Source organism: Arthrobacter sp. 01T428 (assembly GCF_056398685.1).
The window spans coordinates 15,362-36,936 of the sequence record NZ_JBFTPW010000017.1 but is presented as its reverse complement, the minus strand read 5'-3'; the positions used below and the strand labels follow the sequence as shown (position 1 = coordinate 36,936).

Below are 21,575 nucleotides of genomic sequence, written 5' to 3'. Positions count from 1 at the left end.
TGATTGAGAAAAACCTAGTTGTGCTAAACCGTCCGTGGGGCTTCAATGAAGTGAAACGGCACACAAACGGCCCAATCCCTTGAGTTAGGAAGACCCATGAAGGCTCTCTACAAGTCCGGTCCCCACGCTGGTTTTGAACTCGTCGAACGGCCCGAACCGGAGGCAGGTCCCAGCGACGTCAAGATCCGCGTCATGACCACCGGTATCTGCGGAACGGACCTGCACATCCAGTCCTGGGACGCTTGGGCGCAGAGCATCATCGAGACTCCCTTGATCGCGGGACACGAGTTCTACGGCGAAGTGGTGTCCGTGGGCGAGGACGTCCGCGACGTCAAGGTCGGTGACCGCGTCTCCGGTGAAGGCCACGTGGTCTGCGGCATCTGCCGCAATTGCCGCGCAGGCCGCCGCCAGATGTGCATCCATACGGTGTCCGTGGGCGTGCAGCGCGACGGCGCCTTCGCCGAATACGTTGTCATTCCGGAGACCAACGTCTGGGTCCACCACGATCCCTCCGTCACCCCGGAGCTTGGCGCCATCTTCGACCCCTTCGGCAACGCCGTCCACACCGCACTGAGCTTCCCCCTCGTCGGCGAGGACGTGCTCATCACAGGCGCCGGCCCCATCGGACTCATGGCAATCGCCGTCGCGCGCCACGCCGGTGCCCGCAAGATCGCCATCACGGACGTGTCCGCTCCCCGCCTCGAACTCGCCCGGAAGATGGGCGTGGACCTCGCCGTTGATGTGTCGAAGATGCGCGTCAAGGATGCCCAGCTCGAGCTCGGCATGCGCGAAGGATTCGACATCGGCCTGGAAATGTCCGGGCATCCGACGGCCCTGCCTGAGATGATCAACAACATGAACCACGGCGGACGCATCGCCATGCTTGGCTTGCCCAGCCAGTCCATCGACATCGACTGGGGCAAAGTGGTCACCCACATGCTGACCCTCAAGGGCATCTACGGCCGCGAAATGTACGAAACCTGGTACGCCATGAGTGCCATGCTGTCCTCCAACCCCGTGCTGCACAGCCACATCTCCGCCGTCGTCACGGACAAGCTGTCCGCCACCGACTGGGAAAAGGGCTTCGAAATCGCCCGCGCCGGCACAGGCGGCAAGGTTGTCCTCGACTGGACTGAACTCTAGAACGCCGAATTCTAAGACACCGTAAAGTCCTCCCCAAGACCCCAGTACCAGGAGCCACCATGTACTCAAGCATCAAAGACCAGCTGCAGGGCGAACTTGAAGAGATCCGCACCGCAGGCCTCTTCAAGACCGAGCGGCACATCGACTCGCCGCAGGCCAGCCACATCTCCGCAGGCCAGCTCGGCCAGCCGGCGAACACCGTGCTGAACTTCTGCGCCAACAACTACCTGGGCCTGGCAGACCACGCGGACATCATCGCTGCCGCCAAATCCGCCATGGACGAGCGCGGCTTCGGCATGGCCTCCGTCCGTTTCATCTGCGGCACCCAGGACCTGCACCTTGAGCTCGAAGCCCGGGTCTCACAGTTCCTCGGAACCGAGGACACCATCCTCTTCTCCAGCTGCTTCGACGCCAACGGAGGTGTCTTTGAGTCCCTGTTCGGGGCCGAGGACGCCATCATCTCCGACTCCCTGAACCACGCCTCGATCATCGACGGCATCCGGCTCAGCAAGGCCAAGCGCTTCCGCTACGCCAACCAGGACATGGCTGACCTCGAAGCCAAGCTGATCGAAGCCTCGAGCGGCGAAGCTCCGGCCCGGCGCAAGATCATCGTGACGGACGGCGTCTTCTCCATGGACGGCTACCTCGCGCCGCTCGAAGCCATCTGCGATCTCGCCGAAAAGCACGACGCCCTGGTCATGGTGGACGATTCCCACGCCGTCGGCTTCATGGGAGCCACCGGTGCCGGAACCCCGGAACACGCGGGTGTTTCGGACAGGATCGACATCTACACCGGCACGTTCGGCAAGGCCCTTGGCGGCGCCTCCGGAGGCTACGTCTCCGGCCGCAGCGAAATCGTCGCCATGCTGCGCCAGAAGGCCCGCCCTTACCTGTTCTCCAACTCCCTGGCCCCGGCAATCGTCGCAGCCACCATCAAGGCCATTGAGCTGGTCCAGGGTTCGGGCGAGCTCCGCTCCAGGCTCTTCGAGAACGCTGCCTTGTTCCGGCGCCGCATGAGCGAGGAAGGCTTCGAGCTGCTCGACGGCGAACACGCCATCATTCCGGTGATGTTCGGCGACGCCGTGCTTGCCGCGAAGGTTGCCGACGAGATGCTCCACCACGGAGTGTTCGTCACCGCGTTCAGCTACCCCGTGGTACCCAAGGGAGCGGCCCGGATCCGCGTGCAGCTCTCGGCCGCGCACAGCTCCGAGGACGTCGAGGCGTGTGTCCAGGCCTTCGTGAAGAGCCGCGCAGCCGCGGGGCTCTGAGTTCCCATGATCCTCACCATCCTGGGCGGCGGGGGATTCCGGGTACCCCTGGTCTATTCAGCGTTGCTGTCCGACCATGGGCCCGGCCGGGTCACCGAACTGAGGCTGTTCGACGCCGACCCCGCGCGCCTGGGCGTGGTGGCCAGGGTCCTCGCCGACATGGCCGAGGGGGTGCCCGACGCACCAGCTGTGAGGACGTTCACAGCGCTGCCGGCAGCCTTGCCCGGCACCGACTTCATCTTCTCCGCCATCCGGGTGGGTGGACTCGAGGGGCGCGCCGCCGATGAGCGGATCGCACTGGAACACGGAGTCATTGGGCAGGAGACCGTCGGTGCAGGGGGGATTTCCTACGCCCTCCGAACCATTCCCGTGGTCCTGGATATCGCCGAGTCGGTGAAGAAGCATGCTCCGCACGCCTGGTTCATCAACTTCACCAACCCGGCCGGCGTCATCACCGAGGTCATGACGCGGGTCCTTGGCAACAAGGTGGTGGGGATTTGCGATTCGCCGGTGGGGCTCGCCAGGCGATGCTTGCTCGCAGCCGGAATCCACCGCGGCGCGGCTGCCTTTCGGGATGGCTCCGTGCAGATCGACTACATCGGCCTGAACCACCTGGGCTGGTTGCGCGGGCTCGTGGTCGACGGTGCGGATGTCTTGCCGCGGCTCCTGGCCGACGACGGCGCCATCGAGTCCTTTGAGGAGGGCCGGCTGTTCGGCGCTTCGTGGATCAAAGCCCTAGGTGCGGTTCCCAACGAATATCTGCACTACTACTACTTCAGGCGGGAAGCGCTCGACGCCGACCGGCGCGCCCACATTACCCGCGGCGCCTACCTGGCGCGCCAACAGTCGTCCTTCTACAGCGGGCTCGCGGCAGCGAACGACGGCGGTGCGGAGCCCGCCCAGGGGGTCCCGTCGTCGAAAGCGGCTTTCAGGCTCTGGGAGAAGACCAAGCTCGATCGCGAAGAGACATACATGCAGAGCAACAGGGACGCGGCAGGCACGTTCGAACGCGACGCCGAAGACCTGGTTTCCGGCGGCTACGAGGCCGTGGCCTTGGCGATCATGCGCGCCATCAGCCAGGGCGAATCGGCCCGACTGATCCTGAATGTCCCCAATAAAGGCACCCTGGCGGAACTCGACGCCGACGCCGTCATCGAGGCGCCGTGCCTCGTGGATGCGGGTGGAGCCCGCGTGCTCCCGGCCAAGCCCCTACCGGACTACGCGCGCGGGCTCGTCGTCAACGCCAAGGCGGTGGAACGCGCCACCATCGACGCTGCGCTCACGGGTTCCCGGCGCTCCGCCTACAAGGCGATGGCCATGAACCCGCTCGTGGACTCGGTCAGGGTGGCAGAAGCGCTCCTGGCCGACTACATCGGCCATTTCAAGGAACTCCAATACCTGCGCTGAACCCCTTCGCCTAAGCCCTGTCCCGAGGGGGAGAGGAGGCCTAGTATCTGCAGCATGGACAAAGATGCAGCACCTTCCGTGACCGAAGTGTTGGATTCGCAGCAATGCTGGAATCTCCTGAGGGGCGTGTCCGTCGGCAGGCTGGCCGTGTGGCTGGGAGACCACCCTGACATTTTTCCGATCAATTACACCGTGGACCAGGGGACGGTGGTCTTCAGGACCGGAGCGGGCACAAAGCTCGCCGCGGCCTTGGGCGAATTCCCGGTGGCCATGGAGGTGGACGGCGTCGACGCCAACACGGGCGTCGCGTGGAGCGTTGTGCTCCACGGCAAGGCGGCGCCCGTCAAACAGCTCGACGACGTCATCAACACGTTCTCCCTGCCCCTGTTTCCTTGGGAATCAGGCAAGAAGGACCATTTCGTGCGGGTTCCCGCGGATTCGATCTCCGGACGGCGCTTCACTGTCACGGAACCGCTCACGTGGTGGACCCCCTACAGCGGCATCAAGCCGTCCGCGTTGGAATAGCCGGCGGCCCTGTTCGGCACCGGGCGCTACTCGCATCTGGGCCTGCGCGCTGACAGGATGGGGGGATGGCTGCAAATTATGATGTGGTAATTGTCGGTGGAGGAATCGCCGGGTTGTCGCTCGCCTCAGCGCTGGCCGGCCAGTGTTCGGTAGCCCTCGTGGAAGCCGAACAGACACTGGCGTACCACACGTCCTCCCGCTCGGCCCGGCAGCTCATCCCCAGCTATGGACCCGCCGTCGTGCAGGAACTCACCGTCCGCACGCTGGAGCTGATGGCAGCCCGCGACGCCGGATTGCCGGTACCGGTCCTGGAACCGCGCTCGTTCATGCTGGTGGGCGACGAAGCCACCGTCAAGGCGGAAGCCAGCGGACACATGCACCCCATCACGCACGCCGAAGCCCTTGAGCTGTGCCCGGCACTGAATCCGGAGGCCTTCACGGCCGCCGGCCTGGACACGGGGTCATTCGCCTGCAATGCGCCCGTGCTGTTGGAAGACCACCGGCAGCGCGCCGAGGCCGGGGGAGTGGACATCATTACCGGCGCCCGGGTCCATTCTGCCCAACGGCTTGGTTCCGGCTGGCAATTGGGCGCCGGGCTGGAAGGCTTCCAGTCCGCCGTCGTCGTCAACGCGGCAGGTGCCTGGGCGGACGAGCTCGCGGTGCTCAGCGGCGTGGAGAAGCTCGGCTTGCAGCCGTTCCGGCGCACGGCGGCCATCGTCGACGTCGAGCGCCCGCTTCGGCCGGGCACCCCGATGGTGGCGGCGGCCGATGACACCTACTACTTCCGGCGCGAGGGGGAACAGGTGCTCATTTCCCCGTCGGAAACGGTGCCGAGCGGTCCCGAGGACGCGCGGCCGCGGCCCGGCGACGTGGAGGAGCTGGTGGCCCGGCTGAATTCGATCACGTCGCTGGGCATCCGCTCCGTGGCGAAAGCCTGGACGGGGTTGCGCACCGAGGCTGCCGACGGCGTTCCGGTGGTGGGATTCGACGCCGAGGCTCCCGGCTTCTTCTGGCTTGCCGGACAGGGCGGCTACGGATTCCAGACCTCTTCCGCCATCGCCGAACTCGCCGCCGCGGAGATCCTGGGTTCGGGGACCGTTGGCACCGCACCGGGCATCAGTCCGGCATCCCGGACACCGAGGGAGCTGGCAGCGGCCCGTTGGTCCATCCGCCGTTGAACAATAGGTTCATGAGCGGGCAGACGAGCACACTGATCAGCAACATCGGCGAACTGATGACCCAGGACGCGGAGCATCGCGTCCTCAAGGATGCCGCCGTAGTAATCGAGGGTGAGCGGATTGCCTGGATCGGTCCGGCGTCGGAGGCTCCCTCGGCTGATGGGCACGTGGACGCGGAAGGCCGCGCCGTGCTCCCGGGGTGGGTTGACTCGCACTCGCACCTGATTTTCGCCGGAGACCGCACCGCCGAATTCGAGGCCAGGATGGCCGGCCAGAGCTACAGCGCCGGCGGCATCGCCGTCACCACGGGCGCCACGCGCGCAGCGAGCGACGAGGAACTGACCCGGCTCGCTGCCGGGCGCGTGGCAGAAGCCGTTTCCCAGGGCACCACCTACCTCGAGAGCAAGACCGGCTACGGACTGGACCTTGAGAACGAGGCCCGCAGTGCCCGCATCGCGGCAGCGACCGTGGATGAAGTCACCTACCTCGGCGCGCACTTGGTCCCGGCTGGAGCCGACGCCGAGGAATACACGGACCTCGTCTGCGGTCCGATGCTCGACGCCGTCCGGCCGTACGTGAAGTGGGCCGATGTCTTCTGCGAGCGCGGCGCTTTCACCGAAGAGCAGTCGCGCCGCGTCCTGACCGCGTGCCGCGACGCGGGCCTGGGCCTGCGCGTCCACGGCAACCAACTGGGTGAAGGACCTGGCGTGCAGTTGGCCGTGGAGTTCGGTGCGGCCAGCGTCGACCACGTCAACTACCTCTCGGCGGCAGACATCGGGGCGCTCGCCGGGACCTGGAGCGGCTGGGATGCCTCCACCGGAACGGGCACGCGCGGCACGGTTGCCACTTGCCTGCCTGCTTGCGATCTCTCCACCCGCCAGCCGCTCGCCCCGGGCCGGGCACTGATCGACGCTGGGGTGCAGATTGCCTTGGCCGCGAACTGCAACCCCGGCACCTCCTACACGAGCTCCATCGCCTTCTGCGTCACCACGGCGGTGCTGCAGATGCACCTAAGCGTCCATGAAGCTGTCCGGGCGGCCACGTACGGCGGTGCGCTCGCGCTCGGCAGGGAGTCGGGCGTTGACGTCGACGGCGAACGGGCGGTGGGTTCGATCGCCGTCGGGCACCGCGCCGACCTGCACATGCTCAAGGCGCCGTCGGCGACCCATCTGGCGTACCGGCCCGGAATCCCGCTGACTTTCGCCGTGTGGCGGGCGGGCGTCCGCGCTGTCTAGCGGCGCCTCCGCAACGCGTCTCCCTACAGCTTTCGCAGCACAGGCAGGGCCTCTCCAGATGGAGGGGCCCTGCTTTTGCTTGGGCGTGTCCGAGGTGCCGCACGATCCTTGTGCGATTGAATATGATCGTTTAGTGTTTATATGGATCATAAAACGTCAAATGATTGAGTGTTGAAGAGCGCGTCGAAGTAGCGCGGACAGGAATGGTAAGTGCGATGAGTAACAACACCCTCGGGGCCTTCATGGAAGAAGAGCTTGTTTCGCAGCCCGAGGTCTGGCAGCGGGCCGTCGAGCAATCCAAAGCGGAGCACCTGCTTCCCGTCGACGGCGAGCGGATCGCCGTCGTCGGTTGCGGTACCTCATGGTTCATGGCGCAAAGCTATGCCGCCGCCCGCGAAGCCGCAGGCAAGGGCGTCACCGACGCGTTCGCAGCGTCCGAAGCCTTCCTCAATCACAACAGCGCGGGCCGCCAGTACGACGCCGTCATCGCCATTACCCGCTCCGGCACCACCACGGAGGTGCTTGAGCTCCTGGAAGCCTTGCGTGGAAAAGTCCGCACTATCGCGGTGATCGGCGACGTGAATTCACCCATCACCACCCTGGCGGACGCCGTGATCGGCCTTCCCTACGCGGACGAGAAATCGGTGGTCCAGACCCGCTTCGCCACGACCGCCCTCGTGTACCTCCTGACGAGCCTGGGCATCGAACTCGGCACGGCAATCGAGGACGCCCGTCCGGCAGTGGCCGAGCCCGTTTCCCAGGAGTTGCTCGACGCCGAACAGTTCACCTTCCTCGGTACCGGCTGGACCGTTGGCCTGGCCCACGAAGCAGGCCTCAAGATGCGCGAAGCAGTTCAGGGCTGGACCGAATCCTATCCGGCAATGGAATACCGGCACGGTCCCATTTCCATCGCCGCCCCTGGCCGGGTGACGTGGATCTTCGGCCCGCAGCCCGAGGGCTTGGACGCCGACATGGGCCGCACCGGCGCCCTCTACGTCAATACCGGCAAGCACCCGCTCGCCGAGCTGGCACGGGTCCACAAGGTCACCCTGGAGCGGGCACGCGTGCGCGGCCTCAACCCCGACCTCCCGCGCAACCTCACGCGCTCTGTTGTCCTGAACGCCACGGCCTAGGCAATCCCATGGTTCTCGGAGCCGCTGAATCCGCAGTCCTGGCCTTCGATGTCGGAGGGACCGATCTGAAGGCAGGCCTGGTCGACACAGCCGGGAATGTCCTGGGTTTACGCCGCAGGGCTACGCCGCATGATCCTTTGCGGCCGGGCGAGGCGATCCTGGACGCCGTTGAGGCATTGGCCTCGGAATTTGCCGCTGAATTCCCCGCCCACCCGGCGAAGGCAGCATGCATTGTGGTCCCGGGAATCGTTGACTCCGACACCGGAGTGGGGATCTATTCGGCGAACCTGGGCTGGCGGAACTTTCCCTTTGGGGAAAAGGCCGCGCAACGCCTCGGACTGCCGGTCTCCTTCGGGCACGATGTCAGCACGGCCGCCGAAGCCGAATTCCGTTTCGGAGCGGCCCGGGATTTTCGCAACGTCGTGGTGATGGTGGTCGGCACCGGGATCGCCGCCGCTGTCATCTCCGACGGGTACCCGGTACGCGCAGGCGGCTTCGCCGGGGAACTGGGGCACGCCCTCGTTCCGGACCCCGACGGTCCGGGCCACACGATCCTCGAGGCCGTCGGCTCCGCCGGAGCGATCGCCCGGCGTTACAGCGACAAAGCCGGAACTCCGCGCGCCGGTGCCCGTGAAGTCCTCGAACGGGCCACAGCCGGCGATGCCCTTGCGGCCCGGATCTGGGCCGACGCCGTGGACGCCCTCGCGTTCAGCCTCAGCCAATGCGTCAGCATCATCGGCACCGAGGCAGTGGTAGTGGGTGGCGGGCTTGCCGAAGCCGGAGAAGGACTTCTGCAGCCACTGCGTTCCCGCCTCGATGAACTGCTCGATTTCCAACGCCGGCCCATCATCATGCGCGCCCAACTGGGCCAGGATGCGGGTTTGCTTGGCGCCGCCATGAGGGCCCGGGCACTGCTCCCGGCTGCGAAGGCCGCCTCCGGCACGGGGACGGGGCGATGAACCAGCCGATGAACCAGGCCATGAAACGGGTCATCACCGTCACGCCCAATCCGGCCATCGACCTGAGCTACCACGTCGCCGGGATCACCCCCGGAGCAAGCCATCGTGTTGCCGCGCCCCTCAGCCGCGCAGGCGGAAAAGGCCTCAACGTTGCGCGCGTGGCGCACCAGCTGGGCCATCCCGTGCTGGCACTCGCGCCCTGCGGCGGCACGGCGGGTGCCGAATTCGCTGCCGAACTCCTCAGCAGCGGCGTGCCGCATCGCCTGGTTCCAGTCGCCGCGGACACTCGGCGCAGCATCGCCCTCGTCGATACGGTGGGCGGCGAAACGTCCATCTTCAATGAAGAGGGCAGTCCCCTCCAACCGTCAGAATGGCAGGCGCTGGCCGCCGCCGTCGTCGACGCCCTGGACGGTCAAAGCCCGGGAGTGCTTGTCGGTTCCGGCAGCCTGCCGCCCGGCGCTCCGGCCGACTTCTACCCGGCGCTGGTGCGCCTGGCGCACGACGCCGGGATTCCCGCCGTCGTCGATACCTCCGGTCCCGGGATCATCGCCGCCGCACGCGCCGGGGCGGACCTCCTCAAGCCCAACAACCACGAGCTCCTCGAAGCAACAGGGGAAAGCAGCCTGGACGTAGCAGCAGAGCGTTTGATCGGGCTCGGGGCCAAGACGGTCCTGGTCAGTGCCGGCGCCGACGGCATGCTCGCGTTCCACCATGCCGCCCCCGGAGGGTACTGGGCCGCCCGGCTCCCGGAACCACTCAGCGGCAACCCCACAGGAGCCGGCGACGCCGGAGTGGCGGCGGCCGCCGTCGCGCTCGCCGACGGCATCACCGACATCCCCACGATCCTCCGCCGGGCTACAGCCTGGTCCGCCGCCGCGGTGCTCATGCCGGCCGCCGGCGAGATCTCGCCGCTCTACGCGGACCTCGAAGACCAACTCATTCTCAGCTGGAAGGAGACCCTGTGACGCTCGTCAGTACACGGGAACTCATGGACACCGCCACGGCCAACCGAATCGGACAGGGCGCCTTCAATGTCATCCACCTCGAAACCGCGGAAGGCCTGGTAGCCGGGGCGGAGTCGGCTGGTGTTCCGTTGATCCTGCAGATCTCGGAGAACTGTGTCCGTTTCCACGGCGGACTCGTACCGATCGCCCGGGGTGCCATGTCCATCGCCCGGGACTCTTCGGTGCCCGTGGCCCTGCACCTGGACCACGCCGAATCCGAAGAACTTGCCCTGCAGGCTGTCGACCTCGGCTTCGGGTCCGTCATGTACGACGGCGCGCACTTGCCGTATCGCGCGAACGTCGAAGTCACGCGTCGGGTCGCCACCTACGCCCAGGACCACGGGGTCTACGTCGAGGCCGAGCTCGGGAAGGTGGGAGGCAAGGACGGTGCCCATGCCCCGGGAGTCCGCACCGATCCGGCCGAAGCCCGTTCCTTCGTGGAAGCCACCGGCGTCGACGCCCTCGCCGTCGCCGTTGGTTCCTCGCACGCCATGACCGAACGCAGCGCAGCCCTGGACCTGGCCCTGATCACCCGGCTCAAGGAAGCCGTCCGGCTGCCGCTCGTCCTGCACGGGTCCTCCGGCGTAGCAGATGAAACGCTGGTGGCGGCAATCCGGGCCGGTATGACTAAGATCAACGTATCCACACACTTGAACGGGTTCTTCACCCGCGCCGTCCGTGAGTACCTGGATGCCAACCCTTCCGTGGTGGACTCCCGCAAGTACATCAAGGCCGGACGTGACGCCTTGGTGTTGGAAACCGCACGTCTGCTGACGCTGTTCGCGAAAGTGAACTAGTCCCAATTTTCGGAAGGTTCGTGATGACCCGCAACGATCGACTGACAGCCATCCTTGATCTCCTCGCCGAGTCAGGGCATGTTGAGGTCGAGGATATCGTGACCCGCTTGGCCGTCTCGCCGGCGACGGCCCGCCGTGACCTGGACAGCCTCGCCAAGCAGCGGCTCCTGAGCCGAACCCGCGGGGGTGCGACCACGGGATCCGTGGCGTACGAACTTCCGGGGCGCTACAACAGGGATGACCACGCCGAGGCCAAGCAGCAGATTGCCTTGGCCGCTTCGGAGCTCATCATGCCCGGGGCCGTGATCGGACTCAGCGGAGGCACCACCAACACGGCTTTGGCCCAGGTGCTTTCTACCCGCGAAGACCTGAACGCGCCCTCCAACCGGCCCATGCTGACGGTGGTCACCAACGCCATCAACATCGCAGCCCAGCTTGCCGTGCGCCCCAACATCAAGATCATGGTCACCGGCGGCATCCTGAACCCGCGTTCCTACGAACTTGTGGGGCCCTACACCGATGTCATCATGCAGAAGGTTGCCTTGGACATCGCCTTCATCGGGGTCAACGGCGTCGATCCCAAGATCGGGCCCACCATCACCGACGAGGGAGAAGCCATGGTGAATACCGTCATGGCCCGGCGTGCCACCGACTCCTATGTCCTGGCCGACTCCACGAAGATCGGCAAGCGTGCCTTCGCGGCAATGGCCGGGTACGACTTCCGGCGGCTCATCACCGATTCGGGCATCACGGCAGAAGACAAGGCTGCGTTTGAAGCAAGCGGCACCGAAGTGATCGTGGCCAAGGACGACTAGCTTCGATAAGTGACCGTCAGAAGACCATCGGGGGAGCATTCAGCACGGTTTCATCGGTGCTGCGCTGCACCCACTGGCTGAACGGCGTGTCCAGATCGTACTTGTCCTGGTCGTTGCGGATCAGTGTCCGTAGCTCCGCGTTGCCCGGGTTGTTGAGAGATTCGAAGTACTCCACAGACCAGTGGAACCACCGCATGCAGAAGAGCCGCATGGTGAGGCCATGGGTCACCAGCAGGGTGTTGGGCGCGTAGTCGGGTTTCTCCCAATGCCGGTACAGGGTTTCCATGAAGGACGAAATCCGGTCATACACATCGGAGCCTGATTCGCCCTCGCGGAACCGGTAGAAGAAATGCCCGTAGAGGTTGCGGAGCTCCTTCTGGTCCCCGATGTCTCCGGCGATCTGGAAGTTGGCCCAGTCCTGTTCACGCAGCCGGGGCTCCTCGATGACTCTTTCCGTGAGGCTGCCCAGATTCAGTGCCTCAAGGGTCTGGTAGGCCCGAAGGTACGGAGAGACGTAAACGCATACGGGTTCGCCGTCGAGCTTCCTGCGCAGCGCCTCACCCGCAGCCCGTGCCTGCTCTACGCCAAGCTCCGTCAACGGGATGCGGTAATCGGGCACACGGTTGTAGATGGAAGTGTCGGCGTTGGCGGCGGACTGGCCGTGCCGGATCATGAAGATTCGTGCTGGCGCGCTCATCCCACCAAGCATAGGCTCAGGAGTGGCCCGGCCCGCGCAGGCGGACACTGGTGGACCCGCCTCAGGGGAAACCTCAGGCAAATGAAGGCAAGATAGGAGCATGCTCCTAGCCTCAACGCGCCGGTTGCGCGCCGAAGTACTGATCGTCCTTGGCCTGTCCCTGGGCCAATCGGCCGTGTACTCCGTGGTGCAGTTGTTGGACAAGATGACCCAAGGGCCTTTGGCCCATGCGACGTCCACGCTCAACCGCTCGCAGAGCACGCGCGAGTACTTCGATCTCACCTACCAGCTGCTGGACATCGCGTTTGCCCTGGTCCCGGTGGTGTTGGTGTTCTACTTCCTGTCTTTGCACCGCCAAACCGCGGAGAGTCCCTCGGGCTTCACCCGGCTGGGCTTCAACTTCGCCCGCCCGGGCCGTGACGCGTTGCAAGGACTGGGCCTCGCCGCGCTGATCGGGATCCCGTCGCTGGGCCTCTACGCGGCCGGCCGCGCCCTCGGGATTACGACGGCGATCATCCCCAGCGGCCTGGACTCCTACTGGTGGACAGTGCCCGTCCTGGTCCTCTCCGCGGTGCGGCACGCCGTCGTCGAAGAAGTCATCGTCGTGGGCTACCTCCTGGACCGGTTCGGGAAGTTCGGGTGGAGCACCACGCTGGCGATTGTGCTCAGCGCGCTCCTTCGCGGCAGCTACCACCTGTACCAAGGCTTCGGGCCCTTCATCGGCAATGCCGTCATGGGCCTCGTGTTCGGCTGGATCTACACCAAGACCAAAAGGGTCATGCCGCTGGTGGTGGCCCATGCTCTCCTGGACATCGTGGCGTTCGTCGGCTTCAGCGTCTTCGGCAAGGCAATCGGGCTGGGCTGAAGCGCGTTAAAAGGTTTCGGCCGCCACTGCGGGGTGACGTCATTGGCACCCGCATATGGCGGCCGAAGTTCTTCCCGGGCACTCCTGGCCCGATGGTCCGTCAGATAGTGACGGCTCCGTTGGCGGTTTCGAACGTTACCGACATGATTCCCGGCGTTCCGTGCGGAGCCATCCATTGGACTGCAACGTCCTCGAGAGGCTTCTCCACGGGTTCCCCTAGCCACTCGGTGACACGCTCCGCGGAGCCGGCGATGGTGAGGCTGGACATCTTGACGTCGCTTGGGTAGACGAGGGACGGGTGAAGTGCAGGGTCGCCCTCCCACCGCAGCAAGTAGGGAACCTGGGGATCGGCGATGAGCCCCAGGATGCCGATTTGCGACCAGACGAGTTCGCGGCCGTCCGGGAACTTGCGGTTGCCAGGAACGGCGGCGCGTCCAAGCCGCTGTTCGAACGGGCTCAGGTCGTCCACAGCGACGCACCAGCCCATCCAACCACCTCCCGCGGCGGAGCGTGCACGGACGGCTTGTCCAAAAGGTGCCTTGTCGGATGCCGGGTGGTCAAGGACCTCGACAACTTCCAGGTATTTGTGGTCAGCAAGGGGAATGATCATGTTCCGGGTACCGAAGCGCGGGTGCACTCCGCCCCGGACTGCGTCCACTCCCAATGCTGCGGAAATCCGCTCGGTGGTGGCCAAAAGGCCATCTCGTTCACAAGCGTAAGAGACGTGATCCATGCGCATGGCTTCATCTTGGCACTTTGTGATGGAGCTCTCAGCTAAGTCAAGCCTAACCAAGGTGGGATGTATCGAAAAGGCAGCTCAGAGTCACTTCAGGACGTGCCGGGACCGAAAACTACTGTGTTCGTCACAAAGCTTCCGGAGCCCGCAACACCATCCCTAGACTGGCGGCAACCGAACACCGGCAGGCTGAATACTTCGGCCCGGCAAGCTGAAGCACGGCAAGAGCCCAGACAACCAGGAGTCCGCATGTCCCAAGGATGGTCATTCGAAACGCGCCAGATCCACGCCGGTCAGGAGCCGGACTCCGCCACCGGAGCCCGGGCACTCCCCATCTACCAGACCACCTCGTTCGTGTTTCCCAGCGCGGAAAGCGCTGCCAACCGCTTTGCGCTCGCCGAGCTGGCGCCCATCTACACCCGGATCGGCAATCCCACGCAGGATGCGGTGGAACAGCGCATAGCGAGCCTGGAAGGCGGCTTGGCCGCGCTCCTGCTGAGCTCCGGCCAGGCCGCGGAAACGTTCGCCATCCTCAACGTCGCCGAGGCCGGTGACCACGTGGTGGCCAGCCCGAGCCTCTACGGCGGCACCTACAACCTGCTGGCGCATACGCTGAAGAAATTCGGAATCTCGGTGACCTTCGTCGAGGACCCGGACAACCTCGACCACTGGCGCGAGGCCGTGCAGCCAAACACCAAGCTGTTCTTCGCGGAAGTTGTCTCCAACCCCCGCCAGGACGTTTTGGACATCGAAGGCGTCTCCCGCGCCGCGCACGAGGCTGGAGTCCCGCTCGTCGTGGACAACACCCTCGCCACGCCCTACCTGATCCGGCCCATCGAGTGGGGCGCTGACATCGTGGTGCATTCGGCCACCAAATACCTGGGCGGGCACGGATCCGCCATTGCCGGTGTCATCGTGGACTCCGGCAACTTCGATTTCGGCAAGGACCCTGAGCGGTTCCCCAACTTCAACACCCCGGACCCGAGCTACAACGGCCTGGTCTATGCCCGCGACCTCGGCAAGGACGGTGCCCTCGGCGCGAACCTCTCCTACATCCTCAAGGCCCGGGTCCAGCTTTTGCGCGACCTCGGCTCGGCAGTTTCACCGTTCAACGCTTTCCTGATCTCCCAAGGAATCGAAACCCTCAGCCTGCGGGTGGAACGCCACGTGGACAACGCCACCAAAGTGGCGCAATGGCTGGAAGGGCGCGACGACGTCGAATCGGTCGCGTATGCGGGGCTGCCTTCCAGCCCGTGGTTCGAACGAGGACGGAAGTACGGGCCCCGGGGAACCGGCGCCGTGGTGTCCTTCACCATCCGGGGCGGGATCGACGCCGGCAAGCGCTTCGTGGACGCCTTGGAGCTGCATTCCCATGTGGCAAACATCGGCGATGTCCGTTCCCTGGTCATCCACCCCGCGTCCACGACGCACAGCCAGCTGACCCCAGAACAGCAGGCCGTGGCCGGCGTGAGCCCGGGACTGGTGCGGCTGTCCGTCGGGATCGAGCACATCGACGACATCCTCGCGGACCTCGAGTCAGGATTCCGGGCGGCCAAGGGCAGCTAGGCCAGTCGCCGGTTCGTTCCGTGATGGGTCGCCCACTCCGATGGGCGCCCCATCTCGCGGTTAGCCCGCGATGTAGTACCCGGAAGTGTCGGCTATGAGCTGCACTGTGCCGTTGGAGTTGTTGGTGAAGGAGATCGTGCCATCCGGAGCGACGGGCGTAATGGCGAAGTTCGGGATGATCTGTCCCGTCGCGTAGTTCACGTTCGAGGTGCTCGGCTGCGGGCTTCCTCCGGCGTAGGCGGTGATGAACCCGAACGACGTCGGGTTGGCCACGGTGATGTTCATCGCGACAGCGGAAACACCGGACGCTGGAATGCCACCCTGTCCCGCGACCTTGACGTTGATGGTCTGTCCGGGGGCAACAGGTCCGTTGATCCCGCCGGTGCCGTTACGGGTATCCAATTGGCGGAACGGGGCCTGCGCGGAAAACGCCCCGGCGGTTGACGGTGTGCCCGCAAGGTAATAGCCCGAGGTATCGGCGATGATCTGGACGGTTCCGCCGGAGGTGTTCGTGAATGAAATCGTCCCGTCGGGAGCGACCGGCGTAATGGCGAAATTCGGAACGATCTGTCCCGCGGCGTAGTTCACGTTCGAGGCGTTCGGTCGCGGAGTCCCTCCAGCGTAGGCGGTGATGAAGCCGAACGACGAGGGATTGGCCACCGTGATGTTCATCGCGACGGCGGAAACACCGGAAGAGGGAATACCGCCGCGGCCTGTGACTTTGACGTTGATGGTCTGTCCGGGGGCAACGGGTCCGCCGACGCCACCGGTGCCGTCACGGGTATCCAACTGCCGGAACGGGGCCTGGGCGGAGAACGTCCCGGGAGCGGGCGACGCGCCAGGCGTGAGGGAGTAACCGGTGATGTCGGCGATGAGCTGGACCGTGCCGTTGGAGCTGTTCGTGAAGGAAATCGTGCCATCCGACCCCACCGGCGTGATCGCGAAATTCGGGACGATCTGCCCTGGGGCAAAATTCAGGTTCGAGGTCGCCGGACGATTTGTTCCGCCGGCGTACGCGGTGATGAAGCCGTTCGACGTCGGGTTGGCCACCGTGATGTTCATTGCGACAGCGGAAACTCCGGTCGCCGGGAGGCCGCCGCGTCCAGCAACCTTGACGCTGATCGTCTGGCCGGGGGCGACCGGCCCGTTGACGCCACCGGTCCCGTCCCGCGTGTCAAGCTGCCGGCAGGGGGTCGTGGCCGCAAATCCGCCCAACGGGTCTTGCGACGGCGAAAAGAGCGACGGGCTGACGTACAGCAGCCGGTTAGGCATGCAGTTTCCGGTTGACTGGACTATTCCGGCTGTTGCGCCGACGGTCAACGTTGCCGAGACCTGCGCGGGGCTCCACGAGGGATGCATGGCGAGGAGCATCGCGGCCGCTCCTGCGACGTGGGGCGAGGCCATTGAAGTTCCGCTGAGGACATTGGTCGCAGTATTCGAGGTCGCCCAGTCGGAGGTGATCTGGACCCCTGGTGCGTACAGGTCGACGCAGGGACCGTAGTTGGAGAACCCTGCTTGGCTGTCGTTCGGGTCGCTAGCAGCCACGGTGAGGGCTGCGGGCACTCGGCCAGGGGAGCGTGTGCACGCGTCGACGCTGCTATTTCCTGCAGCCAAGGTTACCGTGATCCCGCTGTCAATCGCGCCTTGGACGGCGGCGTCCAGGCTCTGGTCCGTACCGGTCAGGAGGCTAAGGCTAAGGTTGGCGACAGCGGGTTGACCGGCTTGGTGATGCTGAACGATCCAGTCGAGAGCGGCAATGACATCGAGTGACGATCCGCCCCCGGCGCAGTTGAGCGCTCGTACGGGCACGATCGTTGCCGCTTTGGCCATCCCAAAGGTGGCTCCTGCTGCGATTCCCGAGACGTGCGTGCCGTGGCCGTTGCAGTCTGTGGTTCCCTTGCCGTCGTCCACGCCGTTGTTGCTTCCAATGCCGACGGCGTTATATCCGACCGTCACGCGTCCGCCGAAGTCTTGGTGGGTGGCCAACACGCCGGTGTCCACCACGTAGATCGGTACCCCGGCGCCGCTCGAAGGCGGCGTGTAGCTCCCAGACAAGGGCAGGGATCTCTGGTCGGTCCGGTCAAGGTTCCAGGGTGCCGGTGCTTGAGTGTCTGAAATCCGCACCGGCATATCCCGGTCCACGGACACAACCCGGCTCGACTTCGCCAACGCAGCGGCCTTCGCTGGCGTCGCCGTGACGACCGCGGCCTTCACGGCATGCGTGAACGTCTTGTCCACCGAGACTCCCTGCGAGCGCAGCTCCGCGGTCTTCCCGTCAACGTCGGTGCCTTCGGCGTAGTGGACCACGTATCTGTCTTCGCCTGCTGCCGGAGTCGTGTCGGCGTGCGCCGGCAGCGGCACTCCCACGGTGAAACCTGATACCAGCAAGAACAGGGCTATTGGAACGACGCCGGATGGCTTTTTCACGAGCTTCAATCTTCCTGTGACGCACAGTGGCGGCGGAGACATCCGAAGGATGCAGACTGCTGCGCCCAATTCTATCTCCAGTCACACAGGCATCACCCGTCTCTTCAATTTCAGACATCCACAACCCCGGCTTCGTGAACAAAACGCGGCCAAGTGTCACAAAGCTGTCATAATCTTCGTCAGAAGGGGTCCGGTTTTCCTAGACTCTTCCCATAGGTCATGAGTGCCAGCGACAGCCCCGGCTTGCTGGCCGGCAACCCTCCTTTCGCGGCGGGGTGCCCCGGGTGAAGACCTGGCCCTTCGCTGTGTTGGCGGCGGGCAAGCGCGATGTGAGGTGTCGACGAATGACAATTGCTGCAACAGCCATACCCCTTTCCGGTACCCAGGACGGAACCCTCAAGTATGTTTCCGTAGGAGGGCTCGAACTGGAGGCCGGGGGTTTCCTCCCTGAGGTCGTCCTTGCGTACGAGACATGGGGCCGGCTCAACGCCGACGCTTCCAACGCCGTCCTCGTGGAGCATGCACTGACCGGCAGCACCCATGTGGCCCGTGGCGAGAGCGATGAAGAAGGCTGGTGGGAGCAACTCGTTGGTCCCGGCGCCACCATCGACACGGACCGCTACTTCGTGGTCTCCGTCAACATCGTGGGAGGCTGCTACGGCAGCACCGGGCCGTCGTCGAGCGCTCCTGACGGCAAGCCGTGGGGCTCCCGCTTCCCGCTCGTCACCCTGCGGGACAGCACCATAGCCGAAGCCCGGCTGGCCGACGCCTTGGGGATCCACAGCTGGCATACCGTGGTGGGAGGGTCCATGGGCGGTGCCCGCGCACTGGAATGGGCCGTCAGCTATCCGGACCGCGTCAAGCGATGTGCCGTGATTTCGATCGGGGCGTACAGCACTGCCGAACAGATTGCGTTCGCGCAGGCCCAGACTCTCGCCATCCGGCAGGACGCCGACTTCAAGGGCGGCGACTACTACGGCCAGGCAGCGCCCGAGGCGGGGCTGGCCCTTGCCCGGCGGATCGCCCACATCACCTACCGTTCGGCGGATGAACTGGACTTCCGCTTCGGCAGGAACGCCCAAGGCGGCGAGGCGCCCCTGCAGGCTGCGGCCTTAGGGGACCGGGGCCGCTACCAGGTGGAGAGCTACCTCGACCACCAGGGACGAAAGCTGGTCCAGCGCTTCGACGCCAACAGCTACATCGCCATCACTGAGGCGCTCATGAGCCACGACATCACTCGCGGCCGGGGCTCATTGGAGGACGCGTTGTCCGTGGCCACGGCGAAGTTCTTCGTTGCCTCGGTGGACTCGGACCGGCTCTATTTCCCGGAACAATCGCACGAGCTGGCCAAGGCCTTGCCCGGAGAAGTCCCCGTTCATGTGATCGAGGCGCCCATCGGGCACGACGGTTTCCTCACCGAGATCGGCCAGCTCGGCCCCCAGCTGCGGGAGGCGTTCTTCGGCTGAATCAGCCGTTCATGATCTCCTGGCGGAGCTTCATGTAGTCCTCCATGGCAATTTTCCCGTCGCTGTACTCCTGGTCGAGTTCGGCCAGTTTCCGTGCCCGGTAGCCTTGCGGCGCGCTGTCCGGCTGGGGCGCGCTGTTCGCTTGCGGAGTAGACGACGGCGGAGCGGCCTGAGGTCCGGGCATTCCCACCGGGGGTTGCGGCTCAGCCGGGAAGATGACCGGGGGTTGCTCCGGGTATCCGACGGGGTAGTGCTGTGGAGGATAGGGCTGCCCGGGGTAATCCTGTGGAGGATAGGGCTGCCCGGGGTAATCCTGCGGAGGGAAGTCCCGTAGCCTGCGCTGGCGCGATCGGTTGTACATGCGGATCCCCATGGGAATCAGCCAAGAGCAGACGATGATCCAGAAGATCACATTGTTCACGGTGGAGGGCCTCCCTAGTCTTTCACCAGCTTAGCCCCGCTCCCTGTGACCCACACGGCTCCCGTTCAGCTCCGGGGCAGGATGGTGTCGGCAGGACCGAAGACGGGTCCCGGCGTCGGGCGTTTCGGCAGGATGCCGTCGCCGGAGGAGCGGTGCCGGATCCGGCGGATGACCCACGGGACAAAATACTCCCGGGCCCATACGAGGTCGCCCGAGCGGGCCTCGCGCCAGCTGCGCTGGGGGAGCGGCTTGGGGAACAGCGGCTCGAGGTTGTGGGGCACATTGAGTGAATCGAGGACCATCGCCGCGATGGTGTGATGGCCGAGCGGCGAGAAGTGCAGGCGGTCTTCGTCCCACATCTGGGAGTTGGAGAGTTGCCGCAGGGACCACATATCGGCGATCACGGCATCGTGGCGGGCGGCCACCGTGCGGAGGTTTTCGTTGTAGATGGCCACTTTGCCGCGGATCCGGCCGAGGACCGATGACGCGGTGTCCGGACCGTTGAAGAGAACCACGGTGGCGCCGTCGGAACTCAGGGTCTGCACTGCGGCATCGAGTTTCTCGGCCAAGGCGTCGGGATCGCCGCCGGGACGGATGAGGTCGTTGCCGCCTGCGGAGATGCTCACGAGGTCCGGCTTGAGGTCCCTGCACGGGCCAAGTTGTTCGTCGAGGATCTGCTGAAGCAACCGCCCGCGGATGGCCAGGTTGGCGTAGGCGAAATCCCGGTGTCCCCGGCTCAGTTCCTCGGCTACGCGGTCGGCCCAGCCACGATGTCCCCCGGGGTTGTTGGGCTCGGGGTCGCCGATCCCTTCGGTAAAGGAATCACCCAATGCCACGTAGCGGGTCCACGGATGAATCCGTTCGTCCGGCTTTGGTCCCACCGTGGGATCAATGTCACTCACGTCCATATCCTGCCTCTTGCTGCAACGCCACGCGCCCGTAGCTTGTTACTCATGGGTAACTGCAAGAATAGTCCCATGAGTCAAGCTTCCGCCTTTCCTGCCCCGGTCGTTTTGTGGTCCCACGAAGAGGAGGAGCGGGCTGGCAAGCCATTGCTGGTCCTGTTGCACGGTTACGGGTCCAACGAGCAGGACCTCTTCAGCCTTGCAGGCTTGTTGCCCCAGGACTTCGTCGTCGCTTCGCTCCGTGCGCCGATCGCGACGGGCCCGGGCTTCACGTGGTTCCCGCTCACGGCGTCCATCGACTATTCCCTCGATGCCGTCAAGGACGCCGCGGAGTACGTGTTTTCCTGGTTGGACTCCTTCAAGTCCAACCACAGCTCGGTGACGCTTCTCGGCTTTTCCATGGGCATGGCCATGGCCACCTCGCTGTTGCGGCAGCGCCCGGCGGACTTTGCCGCCGTCGTCGGGCTTTCAGGCTTCGCCGTCGACGCCGATGCGGACCCCGCATTCCGCGACGCCGAACTGGACGGTTCCGTGCCGCTCTTCTGGGGACGGGACCAGCAGGATCCTGTTATCACCCCGGACAAGATCGAATACACCATGGACTGGGTCCGAAAGCACACGGACCTCACCAAGGTGCTCTACACAGGCATGTGGCACGGCATCAATCAGCAGGAAATCGGCCACGTTGGCGAATTCCTGGAGCACAAGGTCCTCTCGTAGCAACGCGGGGTCACTTACGGCCCATCCCGAAGTACGTTATGGGCCGTAAGTGACCCCGCGTTGCCCTAGGAAGCGGCCGCGATCCGCACCGTCTGTCCGTTGACGGTCACCGTATCGCCGACATGGAGTTGGCGGCCGCGCCGATCGTCGATCTCGCCGTTGACTTTGACCAGGCCGTTCTTGATGAGTTCCGTGGCTTCCACGCCGTCCTCCACCAGGTTGGCGAGCTTCAGGAGCTGGCCGAGTCGGATCATGTCGTCGCGGATGGGGATTTCTTCGATTTCCGGGTTGCTCATACAAGCAATGAT

The 21,575-nt window shown here is 65.1% G+C and carries 21 protein-coding genes and 1 riboswitch; of the genes, 15 read left to right on the top strand and 6 right to left on the bottom strand.

Annotation, left to right across the window (positions count from 1 at the left end; all coding sequences use genetic code 11):
- The first annotated feature begins 96 nt into the window (after positions 1-96).
- The 11 genes from tdh to AC1DJB_RS17195 all read left to right on the top strand — a co-directional run bounded on the left by tdh (position 97) and on the right by AC1DJB_RS17195 (position 11,464).
- A complete protein-coding gene (gene tdh, locus AC1DJB_RS17245; protein WP_284989759.1) occupies positions 97-1,143 on the top strand; it encodes an L-threonine 3-dehydrogenase in 1,047 nt (348 codons plus the stop codon).
- 59 nt (positions 1,144-1,202) lie between these two features.
- A complete protein-coding gene (locus tag AC1DJB_RS17240; protein WP_307052588.1) occupies positions 1,203-2,411 on the top strand; it encodes a glycine C-acetyltransferase in 1,209 nt (402 codons plus the stop codon).
- 6 nt (positions 2,412-2,417) lie between these two features.
- On the top strand, positions 2,418-3,818 hold the full coding sequence (locus tag AC1DJB_RS17235; RefSeq protein WP_441437985.1) for a 6-phospho-beta-glucosidase: 1,401 nt from the start codon (positions 2,418-2,420) through the stop codon (positions 3,816-3,818).
- A 54-nt stretch (positions 3,819-3,872) separates the two neighbouring features.
- The gene (locus tag AC1DJB_RS17230) at positions 3,873-4,343 is read left to right on the top strand and encodes a pyridoxamine 5'-phosphate oxidase family protein (protein ID WP_059387879.1); all 471 of its coding nucleotides are present in this window, start codon (positions 3,873-3,875) and stop codon (positions 4,341-4,343) included.
- Positions 4,344-4,408: 65 nt separating this feature from the next.
- Positions 4,409-5,521 (top strand): NAD(P)/FAD-dependent oxidoreductase, encoded by a 1,113-nt coding sequence (locus tag AC1DJB_RS17225; protein WP_441433479.1) that lies wholly within the window; start codon positions 4,409-4,411, stop codon positions 5,519-5,521.
- An 11-nt stretch (positions 5,522-5,532) separates the two neighbouring features.
- Complete coding sequence (hutI, locus tag AC1DJB_RS17220; RefSeq protein WP_332601461.1) at positions 5,533-6,756, top strand: imidazolonepropionase; 1,224 nt, start codon at positions 5,533-5,535, stop codon at positions 6,754-6,756.
- A gap of 215 nt (positions 6,757-6,971) precedes the next feature.
- Positions 6,972-7,889, top strand: coding sequence for an SIS domain-containing protein (locus AC1DJB_RS17215; RefSeq protein ID WP_332601460.1), 918 nt, complete (start codon positions 6,972-6,974; stop codon positions 7,887-7,889).
- A gap of 8 nt (positions 7,890-7,897) precedes the next feature.
- A complete protein-coding gene (locus AC1DJB_RS17210) occupies positions 7,898-8,848 on the top strand; it encodes an ROK family protein (protein WP_284989754.1) in 951 nt (316 codons plus the stop codon).
- Positions 8,845-9,813, top strand: coding sequence for a 1-phosphofructokinase family hexose kinase (locus AC1DJB_RS17205; RefSeq protein ID WP_441433478.1), 969 nt, complete (start codon positions 8,845-8,847; stop codon positions 9,811-9,813). The genes AC1DJB_RS17210 and AC1DJB_RS17205 overlap by 4 nt, the downstream gene beginning before the upstream one ends.
- Positions 9,810-10,649 carry a class II fructose-bisphosphate aldolase gene (locus AC1DJB_RS17200; RefSeq protein WP_441433477.1) on the top strand — a complete coding sequence of 280 codons (840 nt, stop codon included), beginning with the start codon at positions 9,810-9,812 and terminating at the stop codon, positions 10,647-10,649. The genes AC1DJB_RS17205 and AC1DJB_RS17200 overlap by 4 nt, the downstream gene beginning before the upstream one ends.
- Before the next feature lie 23 nt (positions 10,650-10,672).
- On the top strand, positions 10,673-11,464 hold the full coding sequence (locus tag AC1DJB_RS17195) for a DeoR/GlpR family DNA-binding transcription regulator (RefSeq protein WP_059387875.1): 792 nt from the start codon (positions 10,673-10,675) through the stop codon (positions 11,462-11,464).
- Between the two features lie 16 nt (positions 11,465-11,480).
- Here the strand turns inward: AC1DJB_RS17195 and AC1DJB_RS17190 are convergent, their stop codons facing one another.
- Positions 11,481-12,161, bottom strand: coding sequence for a histidine phosphatase family protein (locus AC1DJB_RS17190; protein ID WP_059387874.1), 681 nt, complete (start codon positions 12,159-12,161; stop codon positions 11,481-11,483).
- 100 nt (positions 12,162-12,261) lie between these two features.
- Here AC1DJB_RS17190 and AC1DJB_RS17185 point away from each other — a divergent pair, with 100 nt between their 5' ends.
- Positions 12,262-13,026, top strand: a complete 765-nt coding sequence (locus AC1DJB_RS17185) for a CPBP family intramembrane glutamic endopeptidase (protein WP_284989751.1) — start codon at positions 12,262-12,264, stop codon at positions 13,024-13,026.
- Between the two features lie 100 nt (positions 13,027-13,126).
- Here the strand turns inward: AC1DJB_RS17185 and AC1DJB_RS17180 are convergent, their stop codons facing one another.
- Positions 13,127-13,765 (bottom strand): VOC family protein, encoded by a 639-nt coding sequence (locus tag AC1DJB_RS17180; protein ID WP_028266517.1) that lies wholly within the window; start codon positions 13,763-13,765, stop codon positions 13,127-13,129.
- A 246-nt stretch (positions 13,766-14,011) separates the two neighbouring features.
- Here AC1DJB_RS17180 and AC1DJB_RS17175 point away from each other — a divergent pair, with 246 nt between their 5' ends.
- The gene (locus tag AC1DJB_RS17175; protein WP_306961353.1) at positions 14,012-15,328 is read left to right on the top strand and encodes a bifunctional o-acetylhomoserine/o-acetylserine sulfhydrylase; all 1,317 of its coding nucleotides are present in this window, start codon (positions 14,012-14,014) and stop codon (positions 15,326-15,328) included.
- Positions 15,329-15,388: 60 nt separating this feature from the next.
- Here AC1DJB_RS17175 and AC1DJB_RS17170 read toward each other — a convergent pair whose 3' ends face one another.
- On the bottom strand, positions 15,389-17,755 hold the full coding sequence (locus AC1DJB_RS17170; protein ID WP_306961355.1) for a S8 family peptidase: 2,367 nt from the start codon (positions 17,753-17,755) through the stop codon (positions 15,389-15,391).
- A 215-nt stretch (positions 17,756-17,970) separates the two neighbouring features.
- A riboswitch (SAM riboswitch) is annotated at positions 17,971-18,086 on the top strand.
- Positions 18,087-18,099: 13 nt separating this feature from the next.
- Between AC1DJB_RS17170 and metX the strand changes: the two genes are divergently transcribed.
- Positions 18,100-19,221, top strand: coding sequence for a homoserine O-acetyltransferase MetX (metX, locus tag AC1DJB_RS17165; RefSeq protein ID WP_306961357.1), 1,122 nt, complete (start codon positions 18,100-18,102; stop codon positions 19,219-19,221).
- A 1-nt stretch (position 19,222) separates the two neighbouring features.
- Here the strand turns inward: metX and AC1DJB_RS17160 are convergent, their stop codons facing one another.
- Entirely contained in the window at positions 19,223-19,642 is a 420-nt protein-coding gene (locus AC1DJB_RS17160) for a hypothetical protein (RefSeq protein WP_441433476.1), read from the bottom strand.
- A 65-nt stretch (positions 19,643-19,707) separates the two neighbouring features.
- Positions 19,708-20,550: an SGNH/GDSL hydrolase family protein gene (locus tag AC1DJB_RS17155; protein ID WP_441433475.1), complete on the bottom strand. Its 843-nt coding sequence runs from the start codon at positions 20,548-20,550 to the stop codon at positions 19,708-19,710.
- Positions 20,551-20,619: 69 nt separating this feature from the next.
- Between AC1DJB_RS17155 and AC1DJB_RS17150 the strand changes: the two genes are divergently transcribed.
- Positions 20,620-21,267 (top strand): alpha/beta hydrolase, encoded by a 648-nt coding sequence (locus tag AC1DJB_RS17150; RefSeq protein WP_059387869.1) that lies wholly within the window; start codon positions 20,620-20,622, stop codon positions 21,265-21,267.
- Between the two features lie 65 nt (positions 21,268-21,332).
- Here AC1DJB_RS17150 and AC1DJB_RS17145 read toward each other — a convergent pair whose 3' ends face one another.
- Positions 21,333-21,563, bottom strand: a complete 231-nt coding sequence (locus AC1DJB_RS17145) for an RNA-binding S4 domain-containing protein (protein ID WP_059387868.1) — start codon at positions 21,561-21,563, stop codon at positions 21,333-21,335.
- Positions 21,564-21,575 lie beyond the last annotated feature (12 nt).

Excerpts from the sequence above, each read along its gene's own strand:
- AC1DJB_RS17155 (WP_441433475.1), bottom strand. The coding sequence starts at position 20,550 with ATGGACGTGAGTGACATTGATCCCACGGTGGGACCAAAGCCGGACGAA.
- AC1DJB_RS17180 (WP_028266517.1), bottom strand. The coding sequence starts at position 13,765 with ATGCGCATGGATCACGTCTCTTACGCTTGTGAACGAGATGGCCTTTTG.
- AC1DJB_RS17215 (WP_332601460.1), top strand. The coding sequence starts at position 6,972 with ATGAGTAACAACACCCTCGGGGCCTTCATGGAAGAAGAGCTTGTTTCG.
- metX (WP_306961357.1), top strand. The coding sequence starts at position 18,100 with ATGACAATTGCTGCAACAGCCATACCCCTTTCCGGTACCCAGGACGGA.
- AC1DJB_RS17210 (WP_284989754.1), top strand. The coding sequence starts at position 7,898 with ATGGTTCTCGGAGCCGCTGAATCCGCAGTCCTGGCCTTCGATGTCGGA.
- AC1DJB_RS17205 (WP_441433478.1), top strand. The coding sequence starts at position 8,845 with ATGAACCAGCCGATGAACCAGGCCATGAAACGGGTCATCACCGTCACG.
- AC1DJB_RS17195 (WP_059387875.1), top strand. The coding sequence starts at position 10,673 with ATGACCCGCAACGATCGACTGACAGCCATCCTTGATCTCCTCGCCGAG.
- AC1DJB_RS17240 (WP_307052588.1), top strand. The coding sequence starts at position 1,203 with ATGTACTCAAGCATCAAAGACCAGCTGCAGGGCGAACTTGAAGAGATC.
- hutI (WP_332601461.1), top strand. The coding sequence starts at position 5,533 with ATGAGCGGGCAGACGAGCACACTGATCAGCAACATCGGCGAACTGATG.
- AC1DJB_RS17185 (WP_284989751.1), top strand. The coding sequence starts at position 12,262 with ATGCTCCTAGCCTCAACGCGCCGGTTGCGCGCCGAAGTACTGATCGTC.
- AC1DJB_RS17225 (WP_441433479.1), top strand. The coding sequence starts at position 4,409 with ATGGCTGCAAATTATGATGTGGTAATTGTCGGTGGAGGAATCGCCGGG.
- tdh (WP_284989759.1), top strand. The coding sequence starts at position 97 with ATGAAGGCTCTCTACAAGTCCGGTCCCCACGCTGGTTTTGAACTCGTC.
- AC1DJB_RS17145 (WP_059387868.1), bottom strand. The coding sequence starts at position 21,563 with ATGAGCAACCCGGAAATCGAAGAAATCCCCATCCGCGACGACATGATC.
- AC1DJB_RS17190 (WP_059387874.1), bottom strand. The coding sequence starts at position 12,161 with ATGAGCGCGCCAGCACGAATCTTCATGATCCGGCACGGCCAGTCCGCC.
- AC1DJB_RS17150 (WP_059387869.1), top strand. The coding sequence starts at position 20,620 with ATGAGTCAAGCTTCCGCCTTTCCTGCCCCGGTCGTTTTGTGGTCCCAC.
- AC1DJB_RS17235 (WP_441437985.1), top strand. The coding sequence starts at position 2,418 with ATGATCCTCACCATCCTGGGCGGCGGGGGATTCCGGGTACCCCTGGTC.
- AC1DJB_RS17175 (WP_306961353.1), top strand. The coding sequence starts at position 14,012 with ATGTCCCAAGGATGGTCATTCGAAACGCGCCAGATCCACGCCGGTCAG.
- AC1DJB_RS17230 (WP_059387879.1), top strand. The coding sequence starts at position 3,873 with ATGGACAAAGATGCAGCACCTTCCGTGACCGAAGTGTTGGATTCGCAG.